The organism is Mesorhizobium sp. WSM4308 (assembly GCF_002294905.1).
Classification (GTDB): Bacteria; Pseudomonadota; Alphaproteobacteria; order Rhizobiales; family Rhizobiaceae; genus Mesorhizobium.
Window position 1 is genome coordinate 83,299 of sequence record NZ_NSFW01000020.1, and the last position, 24,517, is coordinate 107,815.

At 59.8% G+C, this 24,517-nt stretch carries 17 protein-coding genes and 1 tRNA gene; 10 read left to right on the top strand and 8 right to left on the bottom strand.

Going from position 1 to position 24,517, the window contains the following annotated elements; translation table 11 throughout:
- Nucleotides 1-187 precede the first annotated feature (187 nt).
- Nucleotides 188-3,412, top strand: coding sequence for a hypothetical protein (locus CK227_RS29950; RefSeq protein WP_095775262.1), 3,225 nt, complete (start codon nucleotides 188-190; stop codon nucleotides 3,410-3,412).
- Between the two features lie 379 nt (nucleotides 3,413-3,791).
- On the opposite strand, the gene CK227_RS29955 is transcribed toward CK227_RS29950, so the two are convergent.
- Nucleotides 3,792-4,427 (bottom strand): hypothetical protein, encoded by a 636-nt coding sequence (locus tag CK227_RS29955; protein WP_095775263.1) that lies wholly within the window; start codon nucleotides 4,425-4,427, stop codon nucleotides 3,792-3,794.
- 175 nt (nucleotides 4,428-4,602) lie between these two features.
- Here CK227_RS29955 and CK227_RS29960 point away from each other — a divergent pair, with 175 nt between their 5' ends.
- Complete coding sequence (locus CK227_RS29960) at nucleotides 4,603-5,277, top strand: hypothetical protein (protein ID WP_143750547.1); 675 nt, start codon at nucleotides 4,603-4,605, stop codon at nucleotides 5,275-5,277.
- Between the two features lie 5 nt (nucleotides 5,278-5,282).
- Here CK227_RS29960 and CK227_RS29965 read toward each other — a convergent pair whose 3' ends face one another.
- Together CK227_RS29965 and CK227_RS29970 are read right to left on the bottom strand one after the other, a co-directional pair.
- Nucleotides 5,283-6,560, bottom strand: coding sequence for a hypothetical protein (locus tag CK227_RS29965; RefSeq protein ID WP_245318303.1), 1,278 nt, complete (start codon nucleotides 6,558-6,560; stop codon nucleotides 5,283-5,285).
- Nucleotides 6,561-6,944: 384 nt separating this feature from the next.
- Nucleotides 6,945-7,523 carry a recombinase family protein gene (locus CK227_RS29970; RefSeq protein WP_095775320.1) on the bottom strand — a complete coding sequence of 193 codons (579 nt, stop codon included), beginning with the start codon at nucleotides 7,521-7,523 and terminating at the stop codon, nucleotides 6,945-6,947.
- Between the two features lie 873 nt (nucleotides 7,524-8,396).
- Here CK227_RS29970 and CK227_RS29975 point away from each other — a divergent pair.
- The 3 genes from CK227_RS29975 (at nucleotide 8,397) to CK227_RS29985 (ending at nucleotide 12,416) form a co-directional block, all read left to right on the top strand.
- A complete protein-coding gene (locus CK227_RS29975; RefSeq protein WP_095775265.1) occupies nucleotides 8,397-8,810 on the top strand; it encodes a hypothetical protein in 414 nt (137 codons plus the stop codon).
- Nucleotides 8,811-8,923: 113 nt separating this feature from the next.
- Nucleotides 8,924-9,994 (top strand): ATP-binding protein, encoded by a 1,071-nt coding sequence (locus CK227_RS29980; protein ID WP_095775321.1) that lies wholly within the window; start codon nucleotides 8,924-8,926, stop codon nucleotides 9,992-9,994.
- A 121-nt stretch (nucleotides 9,995-10,115) separates the two neighbouring features.
- Nucleotides 10,116-12,416: a S8 family peptidase gene (locus CK227_RS29985; protein WP_179296541.1), complete on the top strand. Its 2,301-nt coding sequence runs from the start codon at nucleotides 10,116-10,118 to the stop codon at nucleotides 12,414-12,416.
- A 503-nt stretch (nucleotides 12,417-12,919) separates the two neighbouring features.
- Here CK227_RS29985 and CK227_RS29995 read toward each other — a convergent pair.
- The 4 genes from CK227_RS29995 to CK227_RS30010 all read right to left on the bottom strand — a co-directional run bounded on the left by CK227_RS29995 (nucleotide 12,920) and on the right by CK227_RS30010 (nucleotide 17,062).
- Nucleotides 12,920-13,690, bottom strand: coding sequence for a hypothetical protein (locus CK227_RS29995; protein WP_095775267.1), 771 nt, complete (start codon nucleotides 13,688-13,690; stop codon nucleotides 12,920-12,922).
- Nucleotides 13,691-13,809: 119 nt separating this feature from the next.
- Nucleotides 13,810-15,696 (bottom strand): site-specific integrase, encoded by a 1,887-nt coding sequence (locus tag CK227_RS30000; protein ID WP_179296542.1) that lies wholly within the window; start codon nucleotides 15,694-15,696, stop codon nucleotides 13,810-13,812.
- Between the two features lie 101 nt (nucleotides 15,697-15,797).
- A tRNA-Phe gene (locus CK227_RS30005) sits at nucleotides 15,798-15,873 on the bottom strand.
- Between the two features lie 316 nt (nucleotides 15,874-16,189).
- Nucleotides 16,190-17,062 (bottom strand): helix-turn-helix domain-containing protein, encoded by an 873-nt coding sequence (locus CK227_RS30010; protein ID WP_095775269.1) that lies wholly within the window; start codon nucleotides 17,060-17,062, stop codon nucleotides 16,190-16,192.
- A gap of 104 nt (nucleotides 17,063-17,166) precedes the next feature.
- Between CK227_RS30010 and CK227_RS30015 the strand changes: the two genes are divergently transcribed.
- The 5 genes from CK227_RS30015 (at nucleotide 17,167) to CK227_RS30035 (ending at nucleotide 23,378) form a co-directional block, all read left to right on the top strand.
- A complete protein-coding gene (locus CK227_RS30015; protein ID WP_095775270.1) occupies nucleotides 17,167-18,438 on the top strand; it encodes an ABC transporter substrate-binding protein in 1,272 nt (423 codons plus the stop codon).
- A 94-nt stretch (nucleotides 18,439-18,532) separates the two neighbouring features.
- Nucleotides 18,533-19,393, top strand: coding sequence for a sugar ABC transporter permease (locus CK227_RS30020; RefSeq protein ID WP_095775271.1), 861 nt, complete (start codon nucleotides 18,533-18,535; stop codon nucleotides 19,391-19,393).
- On the top strand, nucleotides 19,390-20,226 hold the full coding sequence (locus tag CK227_RS30025) for a carbohydrate ABC transporter permease (RefSeq protein ID WP_095775272.1): 837 nt from the start codon (nucleotides 19,390-19,392) through the stop codon (nucleotides 20,224-20,226). The genes CK227_RS30020 and CK227_RS30025 overlap by 4 nt, the downstream gene beginning before the upstream one ends.
- An 8-nt stretch (nucleotides 20,227-20,234) precedes the next feature.
- Nucleotides 20,235-21,314, top strand: coding sequence for a sn-glycerol-3-phosphate ABC transporter ATP-binding protein UgpC (gene ugpC, locus CK227_RS30030; protein ID WP_095775273.1), 1,080 nt, complete (start codon nucleotides 20,235-20,237; stop codon nucleotides 21,312-21,314).
- Between the two features lie 36 nt (nucleotides 21,315-21,350).
- A complete protein-coding gene (locus CK227_RS30035; RefSeq protein ID WP_095775274.1) occupies nucleotides 21,351-23,378 on the top strand; it encodes an aldo/keto reductase in 2,028 nt (675 codons plus the stop codon).
- 22 nt (nucleotides 23,379-23,400) lie between these two features.
- On the opposite strand, the gene CK227_RS30040 is transcribed toward CK227_RS30035, so the two are convergent.
- Entirely contained in the window at nucleotides 23,401-24,456 is a 1,056-nt protein-coding gene (locus CK227_RS30040) for an AraC family transcriptional regulator (protein WP_179296543.1), read from the bottom strand.
- Between the last annotated feature and the right edge of the window lie 61 nt (nucleotides 24,457-24,517).

Genomic DNA, 24,517 nt, shown 5'->3' on the forward strand with positions numbered 1-24,517 from the left:
CCCCACGGGGTGACGGCCACTTGCCACCCACCAGATGGGCGCATGGCGGGGCCAGCGCTGACATCACCTCAACCAGCGCTGACTTTGGGAAGTCCCACAAAATCTCCCGAAACGACGCTGAATTTTGGCGCAAGCAATACGGTTGCTTGTGGGTGCGTTCGTGCGCCCAAATTTTGGAGATTTTCAAATGGCGAAATCCGCCCGCAAGGCCTCTGGCGATGCCCAGATCACGGCTGAGATTATAGACATTCAAACCAAGGAGCCGTGGATGCCGGACGCGGCATTCGATTGGCATGCTCGGCAGCTTGCGCCCGACACCGAGCCGACCAGCCGGTTTCACGACGCCGAGATTTGGGGCGAGATGTCGCCCGAGGTCGCGGCGCTGCCGATCGCCGTTTCGGTTGCCGAGAACCGCTTTGAAAAGGAATGGAAGCCGGTCCCCGAAGCACCGTTCAAGGCGGTGTTCGAGGGCATGTTCGCGCAGCACAAGATCGGCAAGAAGGAAGGCCGCTGCTTCGTCACCGGCACACTCGGCCAGTCCAAGCGACGGACCAAGAACAACGTCCTCAAGAACTACATGATGGGCATCGACGTGGACTCGGGTGCGTCTCTGGAGGATTGCTTCCAGAAGGTTCGCAATGCGGGTCTGACTTGCATTTTTTATTCCACGCACTCGCACGGTTCGACCGGCATCGAGATCGCTCAGGATCGCTTCCACCGCTGGGCTGAGAAGAGCCAGATCGACACCACGCCGACGACCGAATCCATTCGCCGCTATCTGCGTGAGGAAACGCCCTACGTCGACGACGTGGTCGACGCGGCAGAGTTCATCGAGAAGCGTCAGGACGACGGCATGAAGCTGATCATCCAGACGCGGCCGATCGACAAGTTCCGCATGATTTTCCCGCTGGCGGTACCGTTCGTCTATACGGAGCAGGACGGCGCGCATAAGGACGTGATCAATCTCTGGTCGCAGAAGGTCCTTGGCCTCGGCCGGTCGTTCGGCATCGATCCCGATCCGGCCGCGCGCGATCCGAGTCGACTGTTCTATCTCCCGCGTCACTCGAAGGACCATCATAACTACCGCGTCATGCTGACCTGCGGTCGGCTGATCAAGTTCGAGGACATCCCGAGCGCCGGCAGCGCCAAGGTCTCTTCCGACCCGTTCGATCAGGCTGCCTACATCATGGGCGCGACGGCGCGCCGCCAGATCGTATCGCCGACGCTGGGCATGGAACTGCGGCAGTGGGCGCGCGACCGTAGCCATGGCTTCGACATCGCGCAGGTCTTCCGCGACTATTGCGACGACAAGATTCGTACCGAGCAGTCGGACTCGAAGCTGACGATCGAATGCCCGTTTGATGATGACCATTCCAATCCCGGCGACCCTGACGATCAAGGCTGCTTCGTCCAGTCTGCCGGTGCCGACGCCGAGACCTTTTCCTTCCACTGCTCGCACGCTGGTTGCGCCGGCCGCGACCGTCTCACCCACATGCAGAAGGCGATGCAGGATGGATGGTTCCCCGATTCCATCCTGACCGATCCGACCTACGATCTCGCCGGCATCGACGACGAGGGCGATGGAATTACTCAGCATGGCTTCGATGCCTTGTTGAAGCGTGCAGTTGCGGAAAGGGCGGACGGCGGCGTCATTGGAGCAGCAACTAAGGATGCACTGATCGAATGCTGCGCTTCGGGGCGCGCGCCCTCCAATGCGATGGAATTGTTGAAGGCGCGAGCAAAGATCGGCGCGACCGAGTTCGGCAAAAAGGTTGCCGATCGCAAAAAGGAACTCCGCAAGGAACGTAAGAACGATCGCGCCAAGGGCACGATCTATGCGAGCGACGATTTCGACGTGCAGTGCGAGGCTTTGGAGTCCGCGCTGTTGCAGCGGAACGATAATGAACCTTCGCTTTATAACTTCGGTGGAGCCGCATCGCGGCTGATTGAGACGGTAGACGACAAGGGACCGCGAATGGTCCTTGCACCCATGAACCGCGACGAATTTGAAAGCGAGTGCAACGACACGCTCACCTTTGTCTTCGACCTCACAGACGGCGAATATCGGAAGGAAGCTCTTCCGCTTGTCGTTGTGAAGAAGACTTGGAATATGGCGATCCGCGACTATCTACTTCCCCTTCGTCGGATCGTTGCCACGCCCATTCATGCCGCCAATGGCTCGCTTTGCCAGACGGCCGGCTATGCACGCGACGTTTGTGCATTGGTGGATATCGGCCCCCTTACCATTCCTCCGGTCAGCGATTGCCCGACGCCCGAGGAACTGGGCCGTGCCAAGAACCTGATCCTGATCGACTTCTTGGGGGACTGGTGCTTTGCCGACGACTTCGGCGGCGAACCGCGTGATGGCATCGCATCGAAGGCGCATGCCGTCGCGCTTCTGCTCCAGCATTTCGCTCGCGAACTCTATACCGGCTGCACGCCGGGCTTTCTCATCGACAAGCCCGCGCCGGGCACGGGCGCTACCTATCTGGTCGATATGATTCACCGCGTTGCTCACGGCCGATCCGCTGCTGCTGAAGCGTTCCCCGAGACCGAAGACGAGGTTCGCAAGGGCACTACAGCCAAGTTGCGGGCAGGCGTCAGCATGATCTTTTACGACAACGTCCGGCGCAAATTCGGCGGCAACGCCGTCGCAGCCCTTCTGACCGCTGAATCGTGGCGGGACCGCATTCTTGGTGAGACGCGGATTGCAGAGTATCCGAACCTTGGCGTCATGGTCGTAACCGCCAACAATGCGTCGATCTCCGATGAGCTTGTGCGGCGTTTGCTGCCGATCCGTCTGGATGCGCGAATCCCGGAAGCGGCGCTGGAAGATCGTACATTCAGCAAGCCCGACCTTAGCGGATGGGTGATGGAGAATCGTGGGGAACTGGTCTGGGCCTGCCTGACGTTGATTCAGAACTGGATCGCGAAGGGCCAGCATCCGGCCCGACAGGGGTTTAAGAGTTATGAGAGCTTCGCCAAGGTCATGGGCGGCATTCTCGGCGCGGCCGGCATTCGCGGATTCATGCAGAATGTTGACGCGTTCCGAGCTTCGAAGAAGGTTGAGAACCTTGAAGATGTCGACCTTATGCAGGCACTCTTTGACGGCCTCCAGACGAAGGATGCAGATGCTAACGTGCCGGCCTTGACGGGCTTCACGGCGGCCGATGCTCACGACATTGCGTTTGAACAATCCGGTGTCTGTAAATTCGCAGGATTGGCGATTACCGCCGACCGTGATGACGAACATCTACAGAACCGTGTGCTCGGCACGCGGTTGGAAAAGCGCCTGAACTCCTATCGCCTCGCGGGTGGTGACTACCGTTTTGAGAAGGCCGGCACGCGCGACGGATCGAATGTCTACCGTTTTGCCCTGATCCGGGCGAACGGTGCGCCCGAGCCGGCGTGAAACACCGTGAAACGGGGAGACGGGGAGACTTTTCCTTACCCCGCGTGTGCAGAAAAAAAAGGGAGTGCTGTCTCTCTGAACTCGACTCGGTTTCCATCATTCTTTTTTTTCCGAATGATGGGTAAGGGTGGAATCATTCCCCGTCTCCCCGTCTGCACTCGACCCGCCCTAGCGTCCGGCGCCGGTCAGCCTTCGCGAGCAGAGAACCGTCACCTCGTCGGTCGAGCGCAGATCGCCGCACGATTGCCCTGCATGCCGACACGCGAAGCGGGATGAGTGCAGACGGCTAGAATTGGGGCTCCGCACGTCGAGACGCGACGTGGCGTTCATCCCCTGAGCGCGCCCGACGACAAAAGCAGCAATCGCAAAGAGATCGAAGTCACCCCTGAGATGAAGGCGGCGGGGGCTGAGGTGATTGAAAATCTGGTAGGGGACTCCAGACTAGAGCCTGTGGCACGGCAGGTTTATCGAGCGATGGTCTTGGCACGAAAGCGTGAGGATTGCCGGCTGCGGCCATCTTGAGCGACGTCTCTGTATCGCTCGCCAGCGAAAAGCCAAACATGCTGTAGTCGTGGATTTCGTCCGCGACGCGCCTCAACTCCTCAAGCGTGACCGGGCACAATATCTGCTGACCTGATTTGTTGTACTTAGCAAGAACGATGCCTCCGACGTCTCGTGATTGGCTTGTAAAGCGACCGTTAAAGCTGGAATGCATGATATTATTCCGATTACCTGTGCAAACGTCGTACCCCTTGGCAAAATGCGCCATGAAATCTTTGTACAGATCGGGCATGTCGGTTCGTGGCTTGTAAAGCTGGTCGAAAATCCTGAGGCGACCGTCATTCTGCAAACGCTGAAATAACGCCTCTACCTGGAACGCACTCATGCCGGTCGAAACAGCAAACAGATGACGAAAGGCAGTTTCCAACTGGCAGTAGTTGAGGCCGATCATTCCGATAGCGTATATGTCATCATGCCAGCCGGGCAGATACCAAGGCCATTTGGGTTCATTCATAGGTAGCTCACCTCAACCGCACGAGACCGATCACTACGGAGACAACGAAGCGGAGGCACGCTTTCGCCGGCTTCTCAAGTCTGCGGTGGGCACCCCTTCCCGCTCCGTCGAAGAGCTTGGCACCGATAGGCGTCCCGGCGCAACAGGGCGGCCCTGCAAAGGACTTATGACGACTATGGAGACTGACACCGAAGAGCAAGACGCGGAAGGCAGCGAATACGTCGTGGTGCCCGAAGAGGCGATTCAGTTCCTCCCTCCCGAATGGCGCGATGCGCTGCAATCGAAGCTGGACGACGGCCGAGCGATTTTGGAGGCCGTCGATAGCGACATCAAAAGTCTGGTCCGGCTTATTGGTGCCTCTCAAGTGATGACGAGCGTCAGCTACATTCACCAGCGCCTCGCGACGGCGGACTTCAAGCCGACCATTGAGGCAATCCTAGAGCATGACATGCTCACGTCCGCTTTCGTTGTTGCGTATGTTCGACTCATTGATGGCGGCATTGGAAGTGGTGTCTCCCGGAAAGCTATCCCTGCGCATCTTCGCCAAGCCCATGACGAAATCATCGAACTGCGGAACAAGCGATTTGCCCACAATGCCGGCCACCATTCTATCGATGGAACGATTGAAGTCGGCTTCGGCGATGGCCGGTTTGACCTAAGCGCCACCATGCGGCTGGGTTACTATGTCAGGGGTGCAAACGAGTGGGGAGACTTGGTGGCCTTCCTCAACGGATTAATGTTCGAACGGCTCGCTAAGCTGCTGGAGAGGCTAAGGGACAGGACCGGATACGAATGGACCTTCCCCAGCGGGCCACCGCCGAGTTGGATCGAACGCCAGCGCGAGGGATAAGCGACTCATTTGAGCGGCGAGATGGCCGGGTCACGATCGCCGAACTCGAACTCGATCCAGTCGTCGCTATCATCCTCGCCTGTCTTAATGACCTCGACGGTGACAGGAAGCTGCCCCCGCTGAAGGTTCCAGAGGAAAACGTTTTTGGCCGGATTGGCATGGGGTGGCTCATTGCGGCTCGCCCCGACATTCATGGCCCCATTGTCGTCAATCGTCCGGAGGCCAGCCATTATCTCCATCAACTCTCGCGAACTGATGCGAATTTTCCCGCCTTCCATTTGAAATCCTCCATGATGGCCAAGGTGATAGCCTGACTCCCGTGCTCGGAACGCGCCATTGACCGGCAAGGCAATCGGCTTGGGGAGTTTTCCAATCACCGCAGCGAAAAGGGCTTCGAGTTGGTCTTGGCCGTGGAATCCTTTGCGGACCACGAGCAGGTGGTGCACCCAACGCTCCGGAGGCTTAATCTCCCACCGCGACTGCCGAGTCTCTCTAATCGTTAACAGCAGAACGAAATCTATTGATGAATATTGACGCAGGAACTCCTGCGCGATTGCCGTCGCCGATACATATTTCGAATAGGCCCCGCGATCGGAAAAAGCTGCACAGTCCCCATCACATACAATAACACCCGTAATACCCTCAGCACCGCGAAGCTGCTCAACCTTGGCCTTCATGGCATAAAAAAGCGGATTCCGGTCCTTAATCGTCGGAGCATCGTACAACGCATATCCGCCCCCGCTGTAAGGAGACTTTTCAGGATCAATGGTGATTTCGAGGCCTACGTCATCGCTGTCGATCGCGATGCGCAGCACCTTCTCGCCGGTACGGATTTGATCACGCATTCGTGGGACAATCTCGTTCCGAACAAACTCTGGTAGCCGCTTTCGCGGAGGTAGCCGCAACACGGTCTGGATACCCCGCGCAGAGCGATGATCTTTCGACTTAGCTTGCAGGTCTAGGCCGCCGATGGGGAGACCCAGCCTGTTTTTCTCCTTTTCGATAAGGTCGAGAAGATCGAAAAACGGGTTCTTGTCGTCCAAACCCTCATCAGAGACCGTCGTAATGTCGGCGACGAACCGCACGTCGTCGTTATTAAATGCGGCGTCAGGACGCCGCCCTGTCGGGAGTGCCACTTCGCTCTGAAGGCTGCCGCAACTTGCCAGCGCATGCAGGACTACGACTTCCCACATTATCGCAAGCCGGTCCCTTCCGGGCTGGTTAAGGCGGGCCGCGAGCAGATCAACCGCAGCACCATCAAGTGTCGAACGAAGGTCGTTCAATCGCCGTTGCAACGCTCGTCTCGCAAAAATCAAGATACGATCCAATTATGATCTATGTGAGGATAGCGTAAGCGACTGCGATATAGGATTATCGCCAGCCCGGAGGCGGAATCTCTTGTACCAATGGCGTCCGAAGGCGCGATTTGTACACTTTTTTCCATCGGCGGGAACCTGTCCAGCTTGTATCATGAGGTTTTTCCCGCGATCCCGCTGTGCCGGCAATGGCGTGCGCTGTATCAATGCAAACCTGGCCTGAGGAAACGCACTCGGACGACGAGATAGCATCCGCGATCGTTAAAATGAGCATCAAATACCGAATAGCTCGACCGATACGAAAAAGGCCCGGCAGGAAGACCGGGCCTTTCAGGGTGGCAGACTTATCGCTTACGCGGCCTCGGCGGCCTGCTCTTTGAGAATGCGAAAAATGCTGGCGCGAGAGACGCCGAGCGTCGTAACGATCTCTGGCACCTTAACGCCCTCCATCTTCAACCGGATGATCTCCTTGGCCTGCCGTTGAGCAGTGGGGGCTCGGCCTTTGTACTTACCTTCACCCTTGGCCTTGGCGATACCTTCTCTCTGGCGCTCCAGCATAAGCTCTCGCTCGAATTGCGCGACCGACCCGAGCATGTTCACCATTAGCTTGCCAGTTGGTGTTGCGGTGTCGAGGTTGATGGCGAGGATACGCAACGTCACGCCCTTGGCCTCAAGCTGGCGCTGGATATCGACCAGATTGCCGACAGAGCGCGCGAGACGATCGAGCTTGGTCACCACCAGCACGTCACCCTCGCGGGCAAACTCGATCGCGGCGTCCAACTTGACGCGCTTAGCGTCTACGGATGATCGCTGCTCCTGAAAGAGCTTGTCGCACCCTGCGGCCTCTAGGTCTCTGACTTGAGCCTCAAGACCGGCCTCTTGCTCGACGGTTGATGTTCTCGCGTATCCGATGAGCATTCCTTTTGGCATGTCTTCGGCCTCCAATCCAATTGAACTTAAGGACGTTGATAGACTACATGAGTCTCATTTACCAACCATTCTTGTGAGACTGGTTAATGGCCCGTTTGGCTATGTTTCACTAGTCGCGTGGAAGCCTGCTCTAGTGAGACTCGTCTTGCGCAGGTTTGAAGCAACGCACCAGGGGGCAAGCATAGATGCCCGTATGCGCAATGCCGGCCGCACAGGCATGGTAGTGCGCTCAACCTGTTAACCACACCACGCGGAAGACAAGTGGAAGATGTATCTATTAGTAGTCGCTTTGCAGAAAAAATGCTATTAAATCAACGGCCTATGGTACCTAGTGGGGTATGCGGGGTGGGGTGGGTCTCAGGCCCTCATGGTGGCTCTGGCGGCCGAGTAAACATTGAGCCCAGCTCTCTTCTGCACTCAACCCCGAAAGCTTTTCGCCTCCGGGTCCCATAGGCTGGGGACCCGAGCTAGGGCGTACGCGCCGAGGCCAATGGGACCTAGAGCCAAGGCCGATCTCCAATCGCAAGCAACAGGGTTGAGTTCAGAGCCAGGGCGTCGAGGTTGAGTTAAGACCGTTGGGACGTAGGAAAATATTCCTTGCCAATAGCTATCAGATAGCTTACCATTCGCTCGACTGATGCGCGGGGCGTGTCACAAATCCCAACACAATCAATTAGGATGAAAAACGATGGCCCGACCTCGGCGTCCCGGTCTAACCGTGCCCATTTATTGCCGCGTCAGCGAAGAGGACGCCGCCTACCTTCGCCGGTACGCCGCCGAAAACCGCCTTACTGACTCAGATGTCATTCGGCAGGCTCTGCTTTACCATCAAAAGGCCACGGCCCGGTTGGCCCTGCTTGGGGGCGAACTCGCATGACGGAGGACCAGCGTGCTATTCTTGATCAGCACGGCGTCACGTCGCCGGTCGATCTTCCCCTCATGGAGCGGTTGCGGTTCGCCAACGCTCCCTCCGAGGCAGAAGTCGTCGCCGCGTCGAAGGCGGAAGCGCGCTCGACCCCGGCAGACAATGTTCCCGCCGATGCTGGGCGCTTTGCAATCGACGGGCCGATGCTTTGGGAAGCCATACGCGACCCGCGCACCCGCGCAGAGATCAACGATAAGTTCGAGCTGTTGGCCTCAGAGCGTGTGGCCCGAAACGTCGGACGCGGCAGCATGTCGGATGACGCGTACTTCCGAGAAATCGCGGCCATGCGACCGTACGTGACTCACTATACGGCTCAGACAATCACCCGTATGCTCATAGCTGCCGGACGCGCTGCGGGTTGAGTTGGGGTTTGCTGTGAAGAATGGCAGGAACCGAGAGAGAAAGCCTGCCCAACTCGCAACCAAAATGTTAACCGTTTGTTGTGAGAAAGACTCACGTCAATAAGTGGACCGCCGTGGCCCGAAGCGACCTCCTACTGTCGATTGTTCGCGCCGGTGCATCCGGTGACAGGGCAACGCTGCGTTCATCGGTTGAGGCGATAGTCGCGGACGAGCGCAGCAAGAACCACCACACATTGGCGGATCGGCTCCAGCGCGCCCTAAGCGCCGTCGTTGTGAGTCCGCCAGCGACGGTTCATCCATCGGTTCAAACTGGCAAAGACACCATACTCGAGTCAGTGCCACGTCAGCGGCTCGATGATTTGATTCTGCACCTGCCGGTGGGTCAGCAGATTAAGCAGCTTGTCGAAGAACAGCATCGGGCAGACCTGCTGCGATCGCACGGAATGCAGCCACGGCATCGCGTTCTGCTGTCAGGGCCACCCGGCAATGGGAAGACCTCTGTCGCAGAAGGGATTGCTGAGGCGTTGGCGGTTCAGTTCTTTACCGTTCGATATGATGCGCTGGTTGGCTCCTTTCTTGGTGAGACCAACACCCGTCTTGCTCGGTTGTTCGACTACGCTCGCACCGTCCCGTGTGTTCTCTTTTTTGATGAGTTTGATTCAATTGGCAAGGAGCGTGGCGATATCCACGAGACCGGCGAAATCAAGCGCGTTGTTTCCTTTCTACTCATGCAGATCGACCAGCTTCCGAGCTATGTCGTCACTGTGGCTGCAACAAATCACGCCGAGCTTTTGGATCGGGCCGTATGGCGTCGCTTCCAACTCCGCCTCTCAATGCCGCAACCCACTCGTGAAGCGCTAGCCGTCTTTGTCGACCGTCAGTTAGACGCTTGGCCCGAACCGGCTGGTTTGAACGCCTCGACTTTGGCTGACAAACTTGGGGAAGTCAGTTTCGCAGAGGCACTGGAATTTTGTCAGACGGTACGACGGCAACATATACTTTCGCTCGCCAATCGGACTCTAAAAGATATTCTGCACGAACAGATCAGTCTCTGGTCAACGCGAGTGAAACCGGTCGAACCCGATGCCGTACGATCCAACAAAGCCGCTATTACGCTTGAACGGCCCAAATCCGGTTCCAAGACGTCGCTCCGGAAGCGGCGGAGCAACACCCCGTCAGCTTGATCGCGGTGCGCAGGTCCAAGCGCACGGTCCGGCGTTTCAAAATCTCCAAAACGTTTTGGGAAGCCCAAACGCTTCGCTTCAACTACGCGCCGACCCGAACTCCCTCGCACCAGAACGCCTCTTGGTTTTTGAGGTAACCGGGTCCGTTGCGAACTTCGCGCGGGCAGTAGCGCAAATTCAGGGGCTAGAGTTCGCAGGCGAGGAAGAGCTTGCGGCAGATGCGCTGGATGCGGCACCGGAGTTCTACCTCCTGGTGCCACAACTCGCGGCGCTCCGGGAAATCGTCTCTCTCTGGTCACGCTGGCAAGCCAACGGTTCGGTGCCCAGGAACTATACGCCTTGGCGGGACCTATTCCTCCAGCTCCGTGCCGTTCGACCTTGGGGACCGGCCGATCGCGTCACGCCGCTGAACCGCGCATACTTCGAAAAAATTGTTGACGGCGCACCAAACAACGAACTCGTTCGCATCGAAGTCGAGTTAGTGTACCGTGGCAACGCTGCTGCCGCCACGGCGGCCGAGACCGACGTGATAGGCCGAATAAACGAAGCTGGCGGCCAAATAATCCACCGATCGCGTCGCCCCGATTTCGCTTATCATGCCTTGCTCGTAGATCTTCCGGCGGCGGAAGTCAGGCGAATAGCCGCCTTAGACCCCGCGTCGCTTGCCGGAGCTGATCCGGTCGTGTCGATCGTGCCGCAGAGCGTGGGCACGCCGATCGAGGCCGGGGATAGAGTGCCCGATGACGTCGCTCGCTGGCCCCCGGCTAACGCTGATCCGATAGCGGCGGTTTTCGACGCTGTGCCGGTGCAGGCACATCCAATGCTTGCCGACTACCTTACAGTTGATGATCCGGACAATCTTGAAGCCCGCGCGGTCGGGGCTCGTGTCCATGGCACCGCAATGGCATCTCTTGCCGTTCATGGCGATTTGAACGATCCGGCTTCGCCGATCAGCCGTCGCCTATACTTCCGGCCCGTCATGTTCGCTCAAGCCTTTGGCGACGAAATTTTCGACAGCGGGAAACTCGTCATTGACGTGATTGTGGAAGCTGTGATGCGAATGCGCCAGAACGGTGGAACGAACGTGGTCGTGGTCAATCTTTCGCTGGGCGATCGGACTAAGCCATTCGGGGGCAAGATTTCGACTTGGGCTCGCGCCCTCGACTATCTTGCCTACACCTATGGTATCCTGTTCCTCGTCAGTGCGGGCAACGTCAATGATGGGGTGCTCGTTGACGAGTTCGCGGATCAGGCAACCTTCCTAGCGGCTACATCGGACGACAAAGACAAAGCCATTTTTCGGGGCCTTGATGCAACCAAGGCTGACCGCCGAATCCTTTCACCGGCTGATAGCGTGAATGCCCTCACAATTGGCTCATGGCATCGGGATTCGTCGCAGGAAGTGTTCCCGGGCGTCAGTCCCTTTCCAGCATATGCAAACGCGCATATGCCAAACCTGTCATCTCGCCTCGGTCTCGGTCTGCGACGCGCCACGAAGCCGGAAGTGCTACTGGCGGGTGGTCGCCAGAGGGTTAGGCTTGATCCAATGTCGGTTGCGCCGGTGATCATTCCGCATCCTCATCCGACCCGATTTGGCGGGTTGAAGGTCGCAGCTCCGCCCGAAAATGGGGCGGCGGGTCTACATTTCACCATCGGCACGAGTGCCGCGACAGCGCTAGCGACACACTCCACGCACCGAATTTTTGACGCTCTTGAAGAAGCGTACCCGCAATTGATTGGCCCAATGCCGCTGACCGAGCGGGCCGCGCTGCTTAAGGCCCTGCTAGTTCATTCCGCATCATGGCGAGGCTCCGAACGCTTAATCCGACCGATTGTCGATCCGAATCTAGACCTACACCACGAGCATTGGCGGCGCGAAGTCAGTCGGCATCTCGGTTACGGTTTTGTCGATCCCGAGGACGCGGTATCTTGCGCGTCCGATCGGGCCACGCTTTGGGCTACAGGTACTCTCGCTCCAGAATCATCATATACGTTCGACGTTTCTCTACCTGCGGCGATAGGAGCAAGCGCGACACCTAGGGAGGTTCGGGCAACACTAGCGTGGTTTACGCCGATCCGACCGGGGCACCTCGCCTACCGGGCTGTGAAGCTGAAAATCGCTTCGCTACAAGACCCGGCTATTGAAGCTCTCGGCGTGAGTACCAACTCTCAGCAACCTTCAAATAGCCAATCCGAAAGCGGCACCATCGTCCACCGGAGATGGCTGGATTCGCGAATTGGAAACTTCGCTGCGGGCGCGACTTTCCCGCTGCAAATCCAGCGCGAGCGGGATCAAGGCACACCTATTGATGAGGCAATTCCGTTCGGCCTTGCAGTGACGCTAGAGATGCCCGGCGCGGCGATATACCAAGAGGTCCACGCAAGCGTGGCGATCAAGCCGAGGGTGCGAGTCCCCGCATAGCGCTAGCTGACGCGGAAACGTGCTGTCGCGCAGTGCCGCGCACCTATGCGGAACTATGTGGAGGGCCGGTCCGAGCCGCACGAACCCGATTGCCGAACGGCATTCGTCCCACGCGTTCTTTGAAGATGGTGATCAATCGGTGCTCTACTTGGGCGTAGTCAGCAACCTCTGCCCAGGTGATCATTAGCGGGGCATCGAGCAGCAAGATTGCCTGCCCGCCTCGATGCGGTGTCGATCCACCAAACTTGTGCCGCCGAAACTGGCTTAGCCGCTTTCGCAGATTCCTCGCTCGACCGATGTAGACGATGGGCTGATCGCCTCGCCATATGTGAGGACCAGGGTCGAGGTCGGGCTTCAAAGCGACGGCCTCGGGATCGGCGACAGAGATCACATAGACACCGGAGGCGGTCGACGGAACGCTATTGCCCCACTGCGTACTGCCGCTCGGCACTATCGCCGCGAGTTTATATAGATCGCCGGGTAGAAGGCATGGGTCCATAAAGTCAATCGTTATGATTGCGGATCAGTTGTTCGGCAATGCCACGAAGCCGATCACGTACGGATGCGCTTTCGGCCCCCGCAATTGCGGTGAACTCCTTGGCTGCCTTTTCGACCGCATCGGCACATTGTGGAAATCTCTCCAAAGCGCCCGGCAATGCGTCTTGCATTCGCTGCATGTCATCGTCGGACACCATTGGATCACCAGCATACTCAGCCGGGGCGCTGATGTTGGCCGCACAATCAGAAAGCGCTTCAAGCGCGTCGATGACCTTAGCACGCGCTGCCTCAATGCGCAGGGTATCTGCCTTGGCGATCTGGTGCCTCCCAAGCTCCGACGCTATGTGGTCGGCGTGCTGCCTAATGTTAAAGGCCCATTCCGGCTTCACGGAAGATGGATGGTACTCGGCTTCATCGTCGTTAAGATCGTAAATCGTCCTCCATATCCCCTGCAAAAGCTCCGTTGTGGAGTTGTTGAGATAACGGCTTTTGGTCTCGATAGAATCCAACCGCCGCTCAATAATCTCGCGCGCCATGATGTCTTGCTGGACATTCATCTTCTTGATTTGGTGCCAAACTGGCATCGCAGCGATTAATGCGACGCCCGCCGCCAGCAGCGTCTGAAACTCGCTTAGGACGCGATAGGCAAGGCAGACTACGTTGTTACAATCCGCTGCTGCATTCGAAGGCACGAACATCGCCTTCATGGTCAACAGCAAGATGAACACGAATACGTAGCCTGCGGCAAACACCGCGATTGTTGAATTGTTCCGCATGCCGCCCTCTGCACTCAACCCGCGAACTAAGTTGCCCCACTTGTGACGATAGGCTGCCTCGGAAGCAAACGACAGGTCACGCACGCCGAATTAGGCGTCGGTCAAGAGGGGGAGGCAACTTAGAGGTTGAGTTCAGACAAGCTGGTCTCGGGTCGAGGCTTGTCATTGTTTTCAAACGACAGGCCGTACCTGATTTTCTTAATGGCGGCATCCAGTCGCTCCAATCTGAAATCGCTGCCATACCGCCCCGCCATGCCGCGCTCGACGTGGCCTTGCAACGCGTTCATGACGGCCGAGTCTATCTCGGCATCGCGGCAAGCGTCTTCGAATGAATGGCGAAAGCTGTGGAAGCAGTTCTTCCGCGATTTGACGCCGGCCGCTCGGATGAGACGGACAAAGAGCTTCGACGCTGGCGACGAACGGTTCGACGCTTCACCAATTTCGATGTCTGGGAACAGTCGGTCACCCGGACTTTTCACCTTGGCAATGTATTCAAGAAATCCTGCCCTGACCAATGCCGGATGAACTGGAATGCGCCGCTTTGATCCCCGTGTCTTCAACTGTTTGTCGCCTTCTTCGTTGAGATCGAAGAATGTCACGTCGCCGATGGTTTGAACGTCGCCTCGGCGAAGCTGGACAATCTCCATCAACCGCGCGCCGGTATATGCCGCGATGAGAGGCACCCAGAACTTGCCGGATGAGTGCAGAACTTCGTCGCCGGGCTGCAACCAATGGCTTTCGGATTTTGCGCCCGTAAACGGCGGACTGGCGAAGATCGCTTTCAATTCGTTCGAACTGAACGGGTCACGTTCTTCGCGCGCTACCGTGTCAACCTGCGGCTTCACGCCCTCGAATGGATTAGACCTGACCTCATCGAAGTTCTTTTTCGCCCAGAAGAACAGCGCTGACACGGCGTCCATTTTCAGAGCGACGTTCTTCGCCGTGGGCTTCTGGTCGCCTGCGGCTTCGGCCTTCTCGGCGATGGCCACTAGGCCGAGCCCCTTATAACCTGCTTTCTTATGCGCGTTCGGCGGGATGTTGAATAGAACATCCTTGAACCGCTTGGCTTCGGCCTTCACGTAGCTGCCAACAGGATGGTCGCCAACAACTTCGATGAATGCTTTGACGTTCGCTTCCCGCTCAAGGCGCGTCTTCTCACGCCACGCATTGGTGCGCTCCTTTTCGGCCAGCCAGTCGGACAACACGAGCGACAAGCGAGGGCCGGAGCCGCCTTTGCCGTTCGCTGGCGCTGCCGCGCTGACCGAACGCTCTTGCGGCCCTGTCGCGCTGCTAGATGGCACTGCGGCCTCGATAACACTAGCATCAGGTTCGCCCGCGTCGATTGACTGTAAGGCGTCTATCTCAGCATGGGCGATGAGCCTTGCGAGGATCAGTTCGCGGGCGCTGTCGATCCCTGGTGAACGGCTCCGTGCGATGGCTACCATCTCGGCGAGATTGCCGGCTGCAAGCGCGCGGCGAAGTTCCGTTACACGATCCTTTACACGGCAGCGGACGAGGTAGCCGACGATCTTGTCTAGGTCACCCTCTTCAACAAGGTGGTCGAAATAGCGGGACTCTGGTCGCGGCTCTCCCTCTTCCCCATCTTCATCCTTCCACTTCCGACCGGGTAGCGGAGTCACTTCGTTTTTCCAAAATGGACCGTCCTTGTCTAACGCGGCCTCGAATAGGGCGGCACGTTCGGCGAACTCCCGGTCGCTGATTTCGCGGGCGTGTTGCCGGGATATCTCAGCAAAGCTCAGCACTGGCACTGCCGGTGCGACCTCTTGAACTTTGGATGCCTTGATAGCGGCGCGCTTCTCTTCGAACTCCCCGAGGATTGCCGCCATACGCTTCTGTGAAGCCCGGCAGGCTTCCGCCTCTCTATTTTTGATGCCGAGGGACTCCGTGATGAAGCGCTTGCCGTAACTCTCTATGAGGTCTTTCGGCACGCGGACGTGAACATAGTAGATGCCATTTCGGATGATTGTGTTTGGTATCTTGCGCATGTCGTCCATTCCTCGACTGTATCACAGCGTGTATGACAGTCGAGGTGGGTCAAACCCTTGGAAAATAATGCTCTCAGGAAAATCAGCGGCTTGGGAGAAAATGGTGCCCAGAGGCGGATTCGAACCACCGACACGCGGATTTTCAGTCCGCTGCTCTACCAACTGAGCTATCTGGGCCTGTTCCGGCAAACGAAAACGCGTGAACCGGATTTCATGAAGGCACCGTGGGGCGCCCCTTGAAAGCGCGTGGGTTATAGCACGGGAATTTAGCCTGTCCAGCGCCTAGGTGGCGATTTCCGGCAGGAAAAGCGAGGCTGTGGAAAGGCTGGCTTCCTCAGGCGCTTTCATTGCCGTTATGGCGCGAGGGCTGGGCCCTTCCGGCCTTTTTTGCCTCCGTCCCGGGGCCGTAGCAACTGCGGGATCCGTCGTTAGGCAATGATCGAGATGCCGCAATGCATTCGTATCGATGGGAAGGCGGCAACGAGCCCTCACTCTACCTTGCGCCGGCCACACCCTTGCGGAAGTCGGAGGGCGTCATGCCGGCCAGCTTGCGGAAGGATTTGTTGAAGGCGCTGAGCGAGCCGAAGCCGGAGTCCATGGCGACGCGCAGCACGTTGGCATCCTGATGCATCAGCAATGCCTGCGCGTAGCTCAGCCGCAGAAGGTTGACATATTCGTTGAGTGTCATGCCGGTCGATTTCTTGAACAGGCTCATGGCGTATTTGGGATGGATGTCGGCGGCCGCCGCTATGTTCATGCAATCGATGTCGTAGAGGAAATTCTCGGCGATGAAGTCGCACATGCGTCCGACATTGCGGGAGGATTGCTGGTCGAAGGCACTGCCGGCTTCCTGCCCGGCCGCCGTCTCGGGCACCAGCCGGTAGGGCTCGAACCGCACCCGCTCCAGCCGCAGCAGAAGCTCGTTGACGGCATGCTCGGCCTTGGCCGGATCGCCCGAGCGGGCATAGCTGTTCCAACGGGCGAAATTGTCGTTGTCGGATTGGTCGGTGGCGCTGGTCACCAGCGTCGCACCCGTCATCAGCCGGTGGCGCACGTCCGCCGGCAGATGCAGGCGGAAAAAATGCACCAGCGGCAGATGCGCGCCGGCATAGATGGCGTCGTCGCTGAGATCGTCCATCTGGTGCGGCAGGCCACCCCAGAAGAAGCACATCTCGCCGGCCGAAAGCGAGATTTCGTGCTCGTTCATGCGGTAGTGCACGCTGCCGCGGACGATGAAATTCACCTCGACCTGGGCATGCCAGTGCGGCTTGAGCATCACCAGCGGAGCGGTGTGAAACATCTGCAGGAGCAGCGGCAGGCCTTCCACGCTGCTGGCCCCTGGCTGGTAAAACGGCCGCTCCGGCATCTTACTTTCCGCCAATTCCGTATTCCCTTTGTCGGCGACAAGCCTTCCGCGCCGAATAGTGTAGCCACGCTCGCAGAGAGAGCAAATGAAATGGGAGGATTTCAATGCGCATCACACTGACCTGCGCCGCGCTCGCGCTTGCCCTGGGCTCAGCCCCGGCCTTTGCGCAGTCCGGCGAAATCACCATCTGGAGCTGGAATGTCGCCGCTTCGTCGCTGAAGGCGACGGTTGCCGGCTTCAACAAGCTGCATCCCGACATCAAGGTCACGGTTCAGGATCTCGGCAACCAGCCGACCTACGACAAGTCGATCGCCGGCTGTGCGGCCGGCGGCGTCGGCCTGCCCGACATCGTCACCATCGAGAATGGCGAAGCCGAGAATTACTGGAGCCAGTTCCCCGACTGCTTCGTCGACCTGCATACGCTGGGCTACAGTGCCGAGGACCAGAAGAAATTCCCCGATTTCAAGCGCACCGAGCTCGAGGTCGACGACAAGGCCTATGCCATGCCGTGGGATTCCGGCCCGGTCGCCGCCTTCTATCGCCGCGACTTCTACGAGAAGGCTGGGGTGGATCCGGCATCGATCAAGACCTGGGACGATTTCATCGCCGCCGGCAAGAAGATCCAGGCCGCCAATCCGGGCGTCTCGATGACCAATGCCGATTTCAACGGCGACACTGAATTCTTCCGCATGATCTCCAACGAGCAGGGCTGCGCCTATTTCGCCGAGGATGGCCAGTCGATCACGGTCAGCGAACCCAAATGCGTCGACGCCCTGACCAAGGTCAAGGAGATGAAGGACGCCGGCATCGTGTCGTCCGCCGACTGGGGCACCAAGATCACCAATAACACGGCGGGCACCGTCGCCACCCAAGTGTATGGCGGCTGGTATGAAGGCACCATCCGCACCGAATCAGCCGGCGAGAACGGCAAATGGGGCGTCTATCTGATGCCGAGCCTGACGGCCGACGGTCCCCGCGCCGCCAATCTCGGCGGCTCGTCGCTGGCCATCACCTCGGCCTCGAAGAACAAGGAAGCGGCTTACGAATACCTGAAATACACGCTTGGAACCAATGAAGGCCAGATCACCATGCTGAAGGAGTTCGGCCTGGTCCCTTCGCTAGTCTCGGCGCTGGATGACCCCTACGTCAGCCAAGGCCTGCCCTATTGGGGTGGCCAGGCGGTATGGAAGGATATTCTGGGCACCTTGCCCAAGGTCGTCCCCAGCCGCGGCACGCAGTTCCAGAGCGATGCCGAAATCATCGTCCGCGCGGTGCAGACCAAATATCTGGCCGGAGGCTATCCCGACGCCAAGGCGGCACTTGACGACGCCGCAAAACAGATCGCGGCGGCGACCGGATTGCCGGTCAAATCATAACCTCCCAGGGACGGGGTCCGGGACGGCTCTTGCCGCCCGGACTCTGCGCCTGCGAGCTTGTCTGAAACACCGGATATGAAGGAGGAGCAGCAGGATGCGCAACCGCAACGCCACGGCCTATCGTTTCCTGGCGCCTTATCTGCTGATCTTCTCCGTCTTCTGGGTATGGCCGATCATCTCGTCGTTCATGATCTCCTTCCAGGCGACACGCACCGTGCCCTGGCGTTTCGCGCCGGGCTTCAACTGGGGCCGGCTGATCGGCGATCCGGCCTTCTTCAACGCGCTGAAGAACACGCTGCTCATCCTCGTCATCCAGGTGCCGGTGATGATCGCGCTGGCCATGGTGATGGCCGTGCTTTTGAATTCGCCGCTCTTGAAGGCGAGGGGTCTCTACCGCTTTGCGTTCTTCGCTCCGGTCGTCGTCGGCGAGGTCGCCTATTCGGCGGTGTTCCGGCTGATGTTCAGCCTCGATTTCGGCATCGTCAACAAGCTGCTGAACAGCGTCGGGCTCCCTAAGGTCGACTGGTTCTCCAATGTCACGCCGGCCATGGCGCTGATCATGATCGCGGTCACCTGGCGCTGGGCCGGCTACAACGCCATCATCCTTCTGGCCGGCATGCAATCCATCCCCGAGGATGTCTACGAGGCGGCGACGCTCGACCGCGTCAGCAAGCTCAAGCAGTTCTTCTACATCACCTTGCCGCTCTTGAAACCGGTCATCGTGTTCTGCCTGGTGCTGTCGATCATCGGCACCATGCAATTGTTCACCGAGCCCTTCCTGATCACCGAGCGCGGCGGGCCGGGCGGCGGCACCGAGACGCTCGGCCTGCTGCTCTACCGCCAGGGGTTCCGCTCGCTCAATTTCGGCTATGCCTCGGCCGTCGCCTACACCATGGCGGCGCTGGCGATCGCGATCACGCTGGTGCAACTGTGGCTGACGAGGGAAAAGCAATGAGTTCGCTGTCCTCCGCCCGCCTGAGGCGCAGCATCGCGCTGCATCTTGTCCTCACCCCGCTGGCGCTGATCTGGCTGTTCCCGCTGTGGATGATGGTGGTGTTCTCGACCATGCCCGACAACGGCATCTTCAGCCCTGGCATCGAGCTTTTGCCGCACGGCAATTTCGTCGACAATTTCAACAATCTGCAGCGCGACACCAATTTCGTCGGCGCCATCGGCATCTCCGTCTCGGTGGCGGTGACCTACACCTTCCTGTCGGTGCTGTTGACGTCGATGGCCGGCTGGGCGCTGGCCCGCTACCAGTTCTTCGGCAAAGGTGTGGTTGTCGGCATCATCTTCGGCACCATCACGCTTCCCTATGCGGTGGTGCTGATCCCGCAATTCATCATGGTGGCGCGCGACTTCCAGCTCGCCAACACCTGGGTGGCGCTGATCGTGCCGCCGCTCTTCAATTCGCTCGGCGTGCTGTTCATGCGGCAAAGTTTTTCGATGATGCCGGACGATCTGTTCGACGCCGCCCGTGTCGAAGGCGTGAAGGAGTGGCGCATCTTCCTCTTCGTCGCGCTGCCGCTGGCGCGGCCGATGCTGGCCGCGCTCGCCATCATCCTGTTCCTTGCCTCCTGGAACAATTACCTCTGGCCGCTTTTGATCAACAGCCAGCCGGGTTCGATGACGGCGCCGGTGGCGCTCGGCACGCTGATCGGCCTCACCAAAGTGTCGTGGGGCGGCATCATGGCAGGGGCCGTGATGCTCACCGTGCCGATGCTGATCGTCTTCGTGCTCCTGCAGCGCCATTTCATCGCCGGCATCGCCGCCGGCGCAGTCAAGTAAGAGGCAGCATGGCAACCGTTACGCTGAGCAATGTGGTCAAGCGCTTCGGCGTCTTCGAAGTCGTCCATGGCGCCAACATCGACATCAAGCACGGCGAGTTCGTCGTCTTCGTCGGTCCGTCCGGCTGCGGCAAGTCGACCCTGCTCAGGATGATCGCCGGGCTCGAGGACATCAGCGGCGGCGAGATTGCCATCGGCGGCAAACTGGTCAACGATGTCGAGCCGGCCGATCGAGGCATCGCCATGGTGTTCCAGTCCTATGCGCTCTATCCGCATATGAGCGTCGAGCAAAACCTCTCCTTCGGGCTGCGCATGACCGGCAATCCCAAGGCCGACACCGACCGGCGGGTGAAGCGCGCGGCCGAGATCCTGCGCATCAGCGAATTGATGGACCGGCGCCCGAAGAAACTCTCCGGCGGCCAACGCCAGCGCGTTGCCATCGGCCGCGCCATCGTGCGCGAGCCGCAAGTGTTCCTGTTCGACGAGCCGTTGTCCAATCTCGACGCCGAACTGCGCGTCCAGATGCGCGTCGAGATCTCGCGCCTGCACAAGGAACTCGGCGCCACGATGATCTACGTCACGCACGACCAGACCGAGGCGATGACGCTCGCCGACCGGATCGTCGTGCTGCGCGCCGGGCATATCGAGCAGATCGGCCGGCCGCTCGATCTCTATGACGATCCCGACAATCTGTTCGTGGCCGGCTTTGTCGGCTCGCCGAAAATGAACTTCATCAAGGCGCAAATCGTCGGGCACGATGCGCGTGGGGTCGTGGTCGAGCTTGCGGGCCAGGAGAAAACCCGTATCACCCAGCCGCTGGCCGGCGCCGCGCCGGAAGCGGGCAGCAAGGTTATCGTAGGTGTGCGGCCCGAGCATTTCGGCAGTGCCGGGGAAGGTGGCACCGACCTTGTCGTCGCCATCGACGTGGTCGAGCATCTCGGTGGCACGAGCTTTCTCTACGCCCGAACGGCCCATGGCGAAGACGTGGTGATCCAACGCGACGCGGCGAAGGTTCCCACGACGTCCGAGGTCACCGTTTCCATCCGCAAATCCTACCTGTTCGACGAAAAAGGGCTGCGGCTGCGCTGACCGGCTGCCCCCTTCCAGCCTTCAAGGAGAATGACAATGACCGCAACCACGCCCATTCGCTGGGGCATTCTCGGCCCGGGCAGCATCGCCCAGGCGTTCGCCGGCGGCCTGGCCGCTTCGCGCACCGGAAAACTGGTAGCCATCGGCGCGCGCAATCCCGACAAGCCGGGCCTTGCCGGGAAATTTCCCGGCGCCCGCATCGTCCACGGTTATGAAGCGCTGCTTGCGGATCCCGACATCGATGCCGTCTACATTGCGATCCCGCATCCCGGCCACGCGCAATGGGCGATCCGGGCTGCGGAAGCGGGCAAGCACGTGCTGTGCGAAAAGCCGCTGGCACTGACCGCCTTCGAGGCCGACGCCATGTTCCATGCCGCGCGCAAGGCCGGCACTTTTCTCGGCGAAGCCTTCATGTACCGGCTGCACCCGCAGACTCTGAAGCTGGTGGAACTGATCAGGTCGGGCGTCATCGGCGAGGTCAGGATGATCAAGTCGAGCTTCGGCTTCGCCATGCCGGGCTTCATGCCGGAACACCGTCTCTATGCCAATGATTCCGCCGGCGGCGGCATACTGGACGTCGGCGGCTATACCGTCTCGATGGCGCGGCTGATTGCCGGGGCGGCATCGGGACAACCTTTCGCCGAGCCCGACAAGGTGGTTGGTACCGCTCATCTTGGCCAGTCCGGCGTCGACGAATGGGCCTCGGCGCTGCTGCATTTTCCCGGAGGCATCGTCGCCGAGGTTTCCTGCAGCATCTCGCTGAACCAGGACAATGTGCTGCGCATCCTCGGCACCAAGGGCCGCATCGAAGTGCCGGACTTCTGGTTCGCCGGCGGAAATCGCGATGTCGGCCTCGGCCGGATCGACGTGATCGGCGCCGACGGGTCGCGCGAGACGATCAGCGTCGATGAAAAGCGCCATGTCTATTCCTTCGAGGTCGACGGCGCCGGCGAGGCCATCCTTGCCGGCCGGCAGGAGTTCGCCTGGCCGGGCATGGATTGGGCCGACAGTCTCGGCACCTTGCGCGTGCTCGACAGATGGCGCGCTGCCGTTGGACTGGAGTACGAAATCGAAAAGGCCCCGCTGCGCACCAGCACCATCTCCGGCCGGCCTCTGCGGTCGGGCGGCACGGCGATCGGCAAGCGCGCCATTCCGGGCCTGGCGAAGCCGGCATCGGTGGTGGCGCTCGGCTTCGAGGATTTCCGCACGTTCTCCTCGGGCTCGATCCTGCTCGATGCCTTCTTCGAGGCCGGCGGCAATCTCTTCGACACCGGCTATGTCTACGGTGGCGGCTACACCGAGACACTGCTTGGCCAGTGGTTGCAGAGCCGCGGCGTGCGCGAGCAGTCGGTGATCATCGCCAAGGGCGCGCATTCTCCGCTCTGCTATCCCGACGTGATCGGCAAGCAGCTTGCCCAGTCGCTCGATCGCCTGCAGACCGATCATGTCGACATCTATTTCATGCACCGCGACAATCCGGATGTGCCGGTCGGCGAGTTCGTCGATGCCATGGACCGTGAGGTGAAGGCCGGTCGCATCCGTGGCCCGTTCGGCGGCTCGAACTGGACGATGCAGCGCATGGACGAGGCGATTGCCTATGCCGAGCGCACCGGCAAGCAGAAGCCCGGCGCGCTTTCCAACAATTTTTCGCTGGCCGAAATGCTGGAGCCGATCTGGGCGGGTTGTGTCGCCTCTTCCACCGACGACTGGAAGGCCTGGCTGACATCCAGGCAGATGCCGAATTTCGCCTGGTCGAGCCAGGGCCGTGGCTTCTTCACCGAGCGCGCCGGGCGCGACAGGCACGACAGCGAGGAACTGGTGCGGGTCTGGTATTCGGAGCGCAATTTCGGCCGCCGCGACCGCGCCATCGAGCTCGCCGCGCGGCTGCGCAAGAGCCCGATCCATGTTGCGCTGGCCTATGTGCTCAACCAGCCTTTCCCGTCGGTTCCGCTGATCGGGCCGCGCACGCTGGGCGAGCTGGAGGACAGTCTGCGGGCGCTGGACATCGCCCTTTCGCCTGCCGATCTCGAGTGGCTGGACGGCGGCAGCCTGCACGCGGCCTGATGGAACAGGCCTCAAAGCGGCATCAGGTCTCGTCGTCCGACACCCTGACGCCGCGCCTGGCCGGCGTTCGCAGACTGGCATACATGCCCGTGGTGCGGAACTGGCTGGGCGTGGTGCCGTAGAGGCGGCGGAAGACCTTCGAAAAATAGTTCGCATCCTCGAAGCCGCACAGGATGGCGACTTCCTTCACCGGCAGGAAGTCCGCCTTGGTCAACAGCTTCGCCGCCCGCTGCAGGCGCTGCTGCAGCACGAATTCAGCGGGCGGCAGGCCTTCGCTCTCGGCGAAGCAGCGCGAGAAATGAGCCCGGCTGAGGCCGCTGATCTGGACGAGCTCCGCCACCGGCAGCGGCTTGTCGAGATTGGCGTTGATATGGTCGATGACCGGTTGCATGGCGCTCTGTTTTTCGGCAAAGGCATGTGAGCCGAAGACATCGTCATAGAGCGCCATCGCCGCCTCGTAAGCGATAGCGGACGCGGCACCCGCTGAGGCCGCCCCCTTGATGAGGCGCAGGCTGCAATCGGCAAGGTGGTCGATCGTAGCCGGCTTAAGCCGGAACACCGGACCGGAGATGCTGAGGATCGACTTGTGGATGCGCAGCGCCTCCTCGCCGTTCATCGAGATCCAGAAATATTCCCAGCGCTCGTCGCTCGCCAGCCAATAGCGGTGGTTGTGCGGCACCAGCACCAGCAGCGTGTCGTTCTCCTGCAGGCGGTAGTTGCGGTTCTCGTAGCGCAGCCGGCCGGTGCCGCTGATCGTGTGCTGGAGCACGGTGAACGGCGTCTGGCCGCGTTTGCGTCCGTCCCAGTCATAGATCTCGTCCTCGCGCACCTCATAGCCGGTGCTTGTCGGCATGGCATGCAGGCGCTGCCGGCCGCGCGGCAGCGAGATCGTGCGCATCGACTGTCCGTTGGCGATCAAATCTCGTAGCACAAAATTACCCTTGAAAGCATAATCCTTCTCTGGTCGCGCTCGTGAATAAGGGCATAATCCCCCTCGAAAAGCGAGAGAGATCCGCAGGCGAGGAGCGGACAGGGAGGTCGACAGGCCGGAATCCGGCTTGTCCCGCACACATGCCATGGCATGTGGCTGCGACCCGCCCCCTGTCACTCCCGGCCTGTCACTGGAATAGGATGAGGTG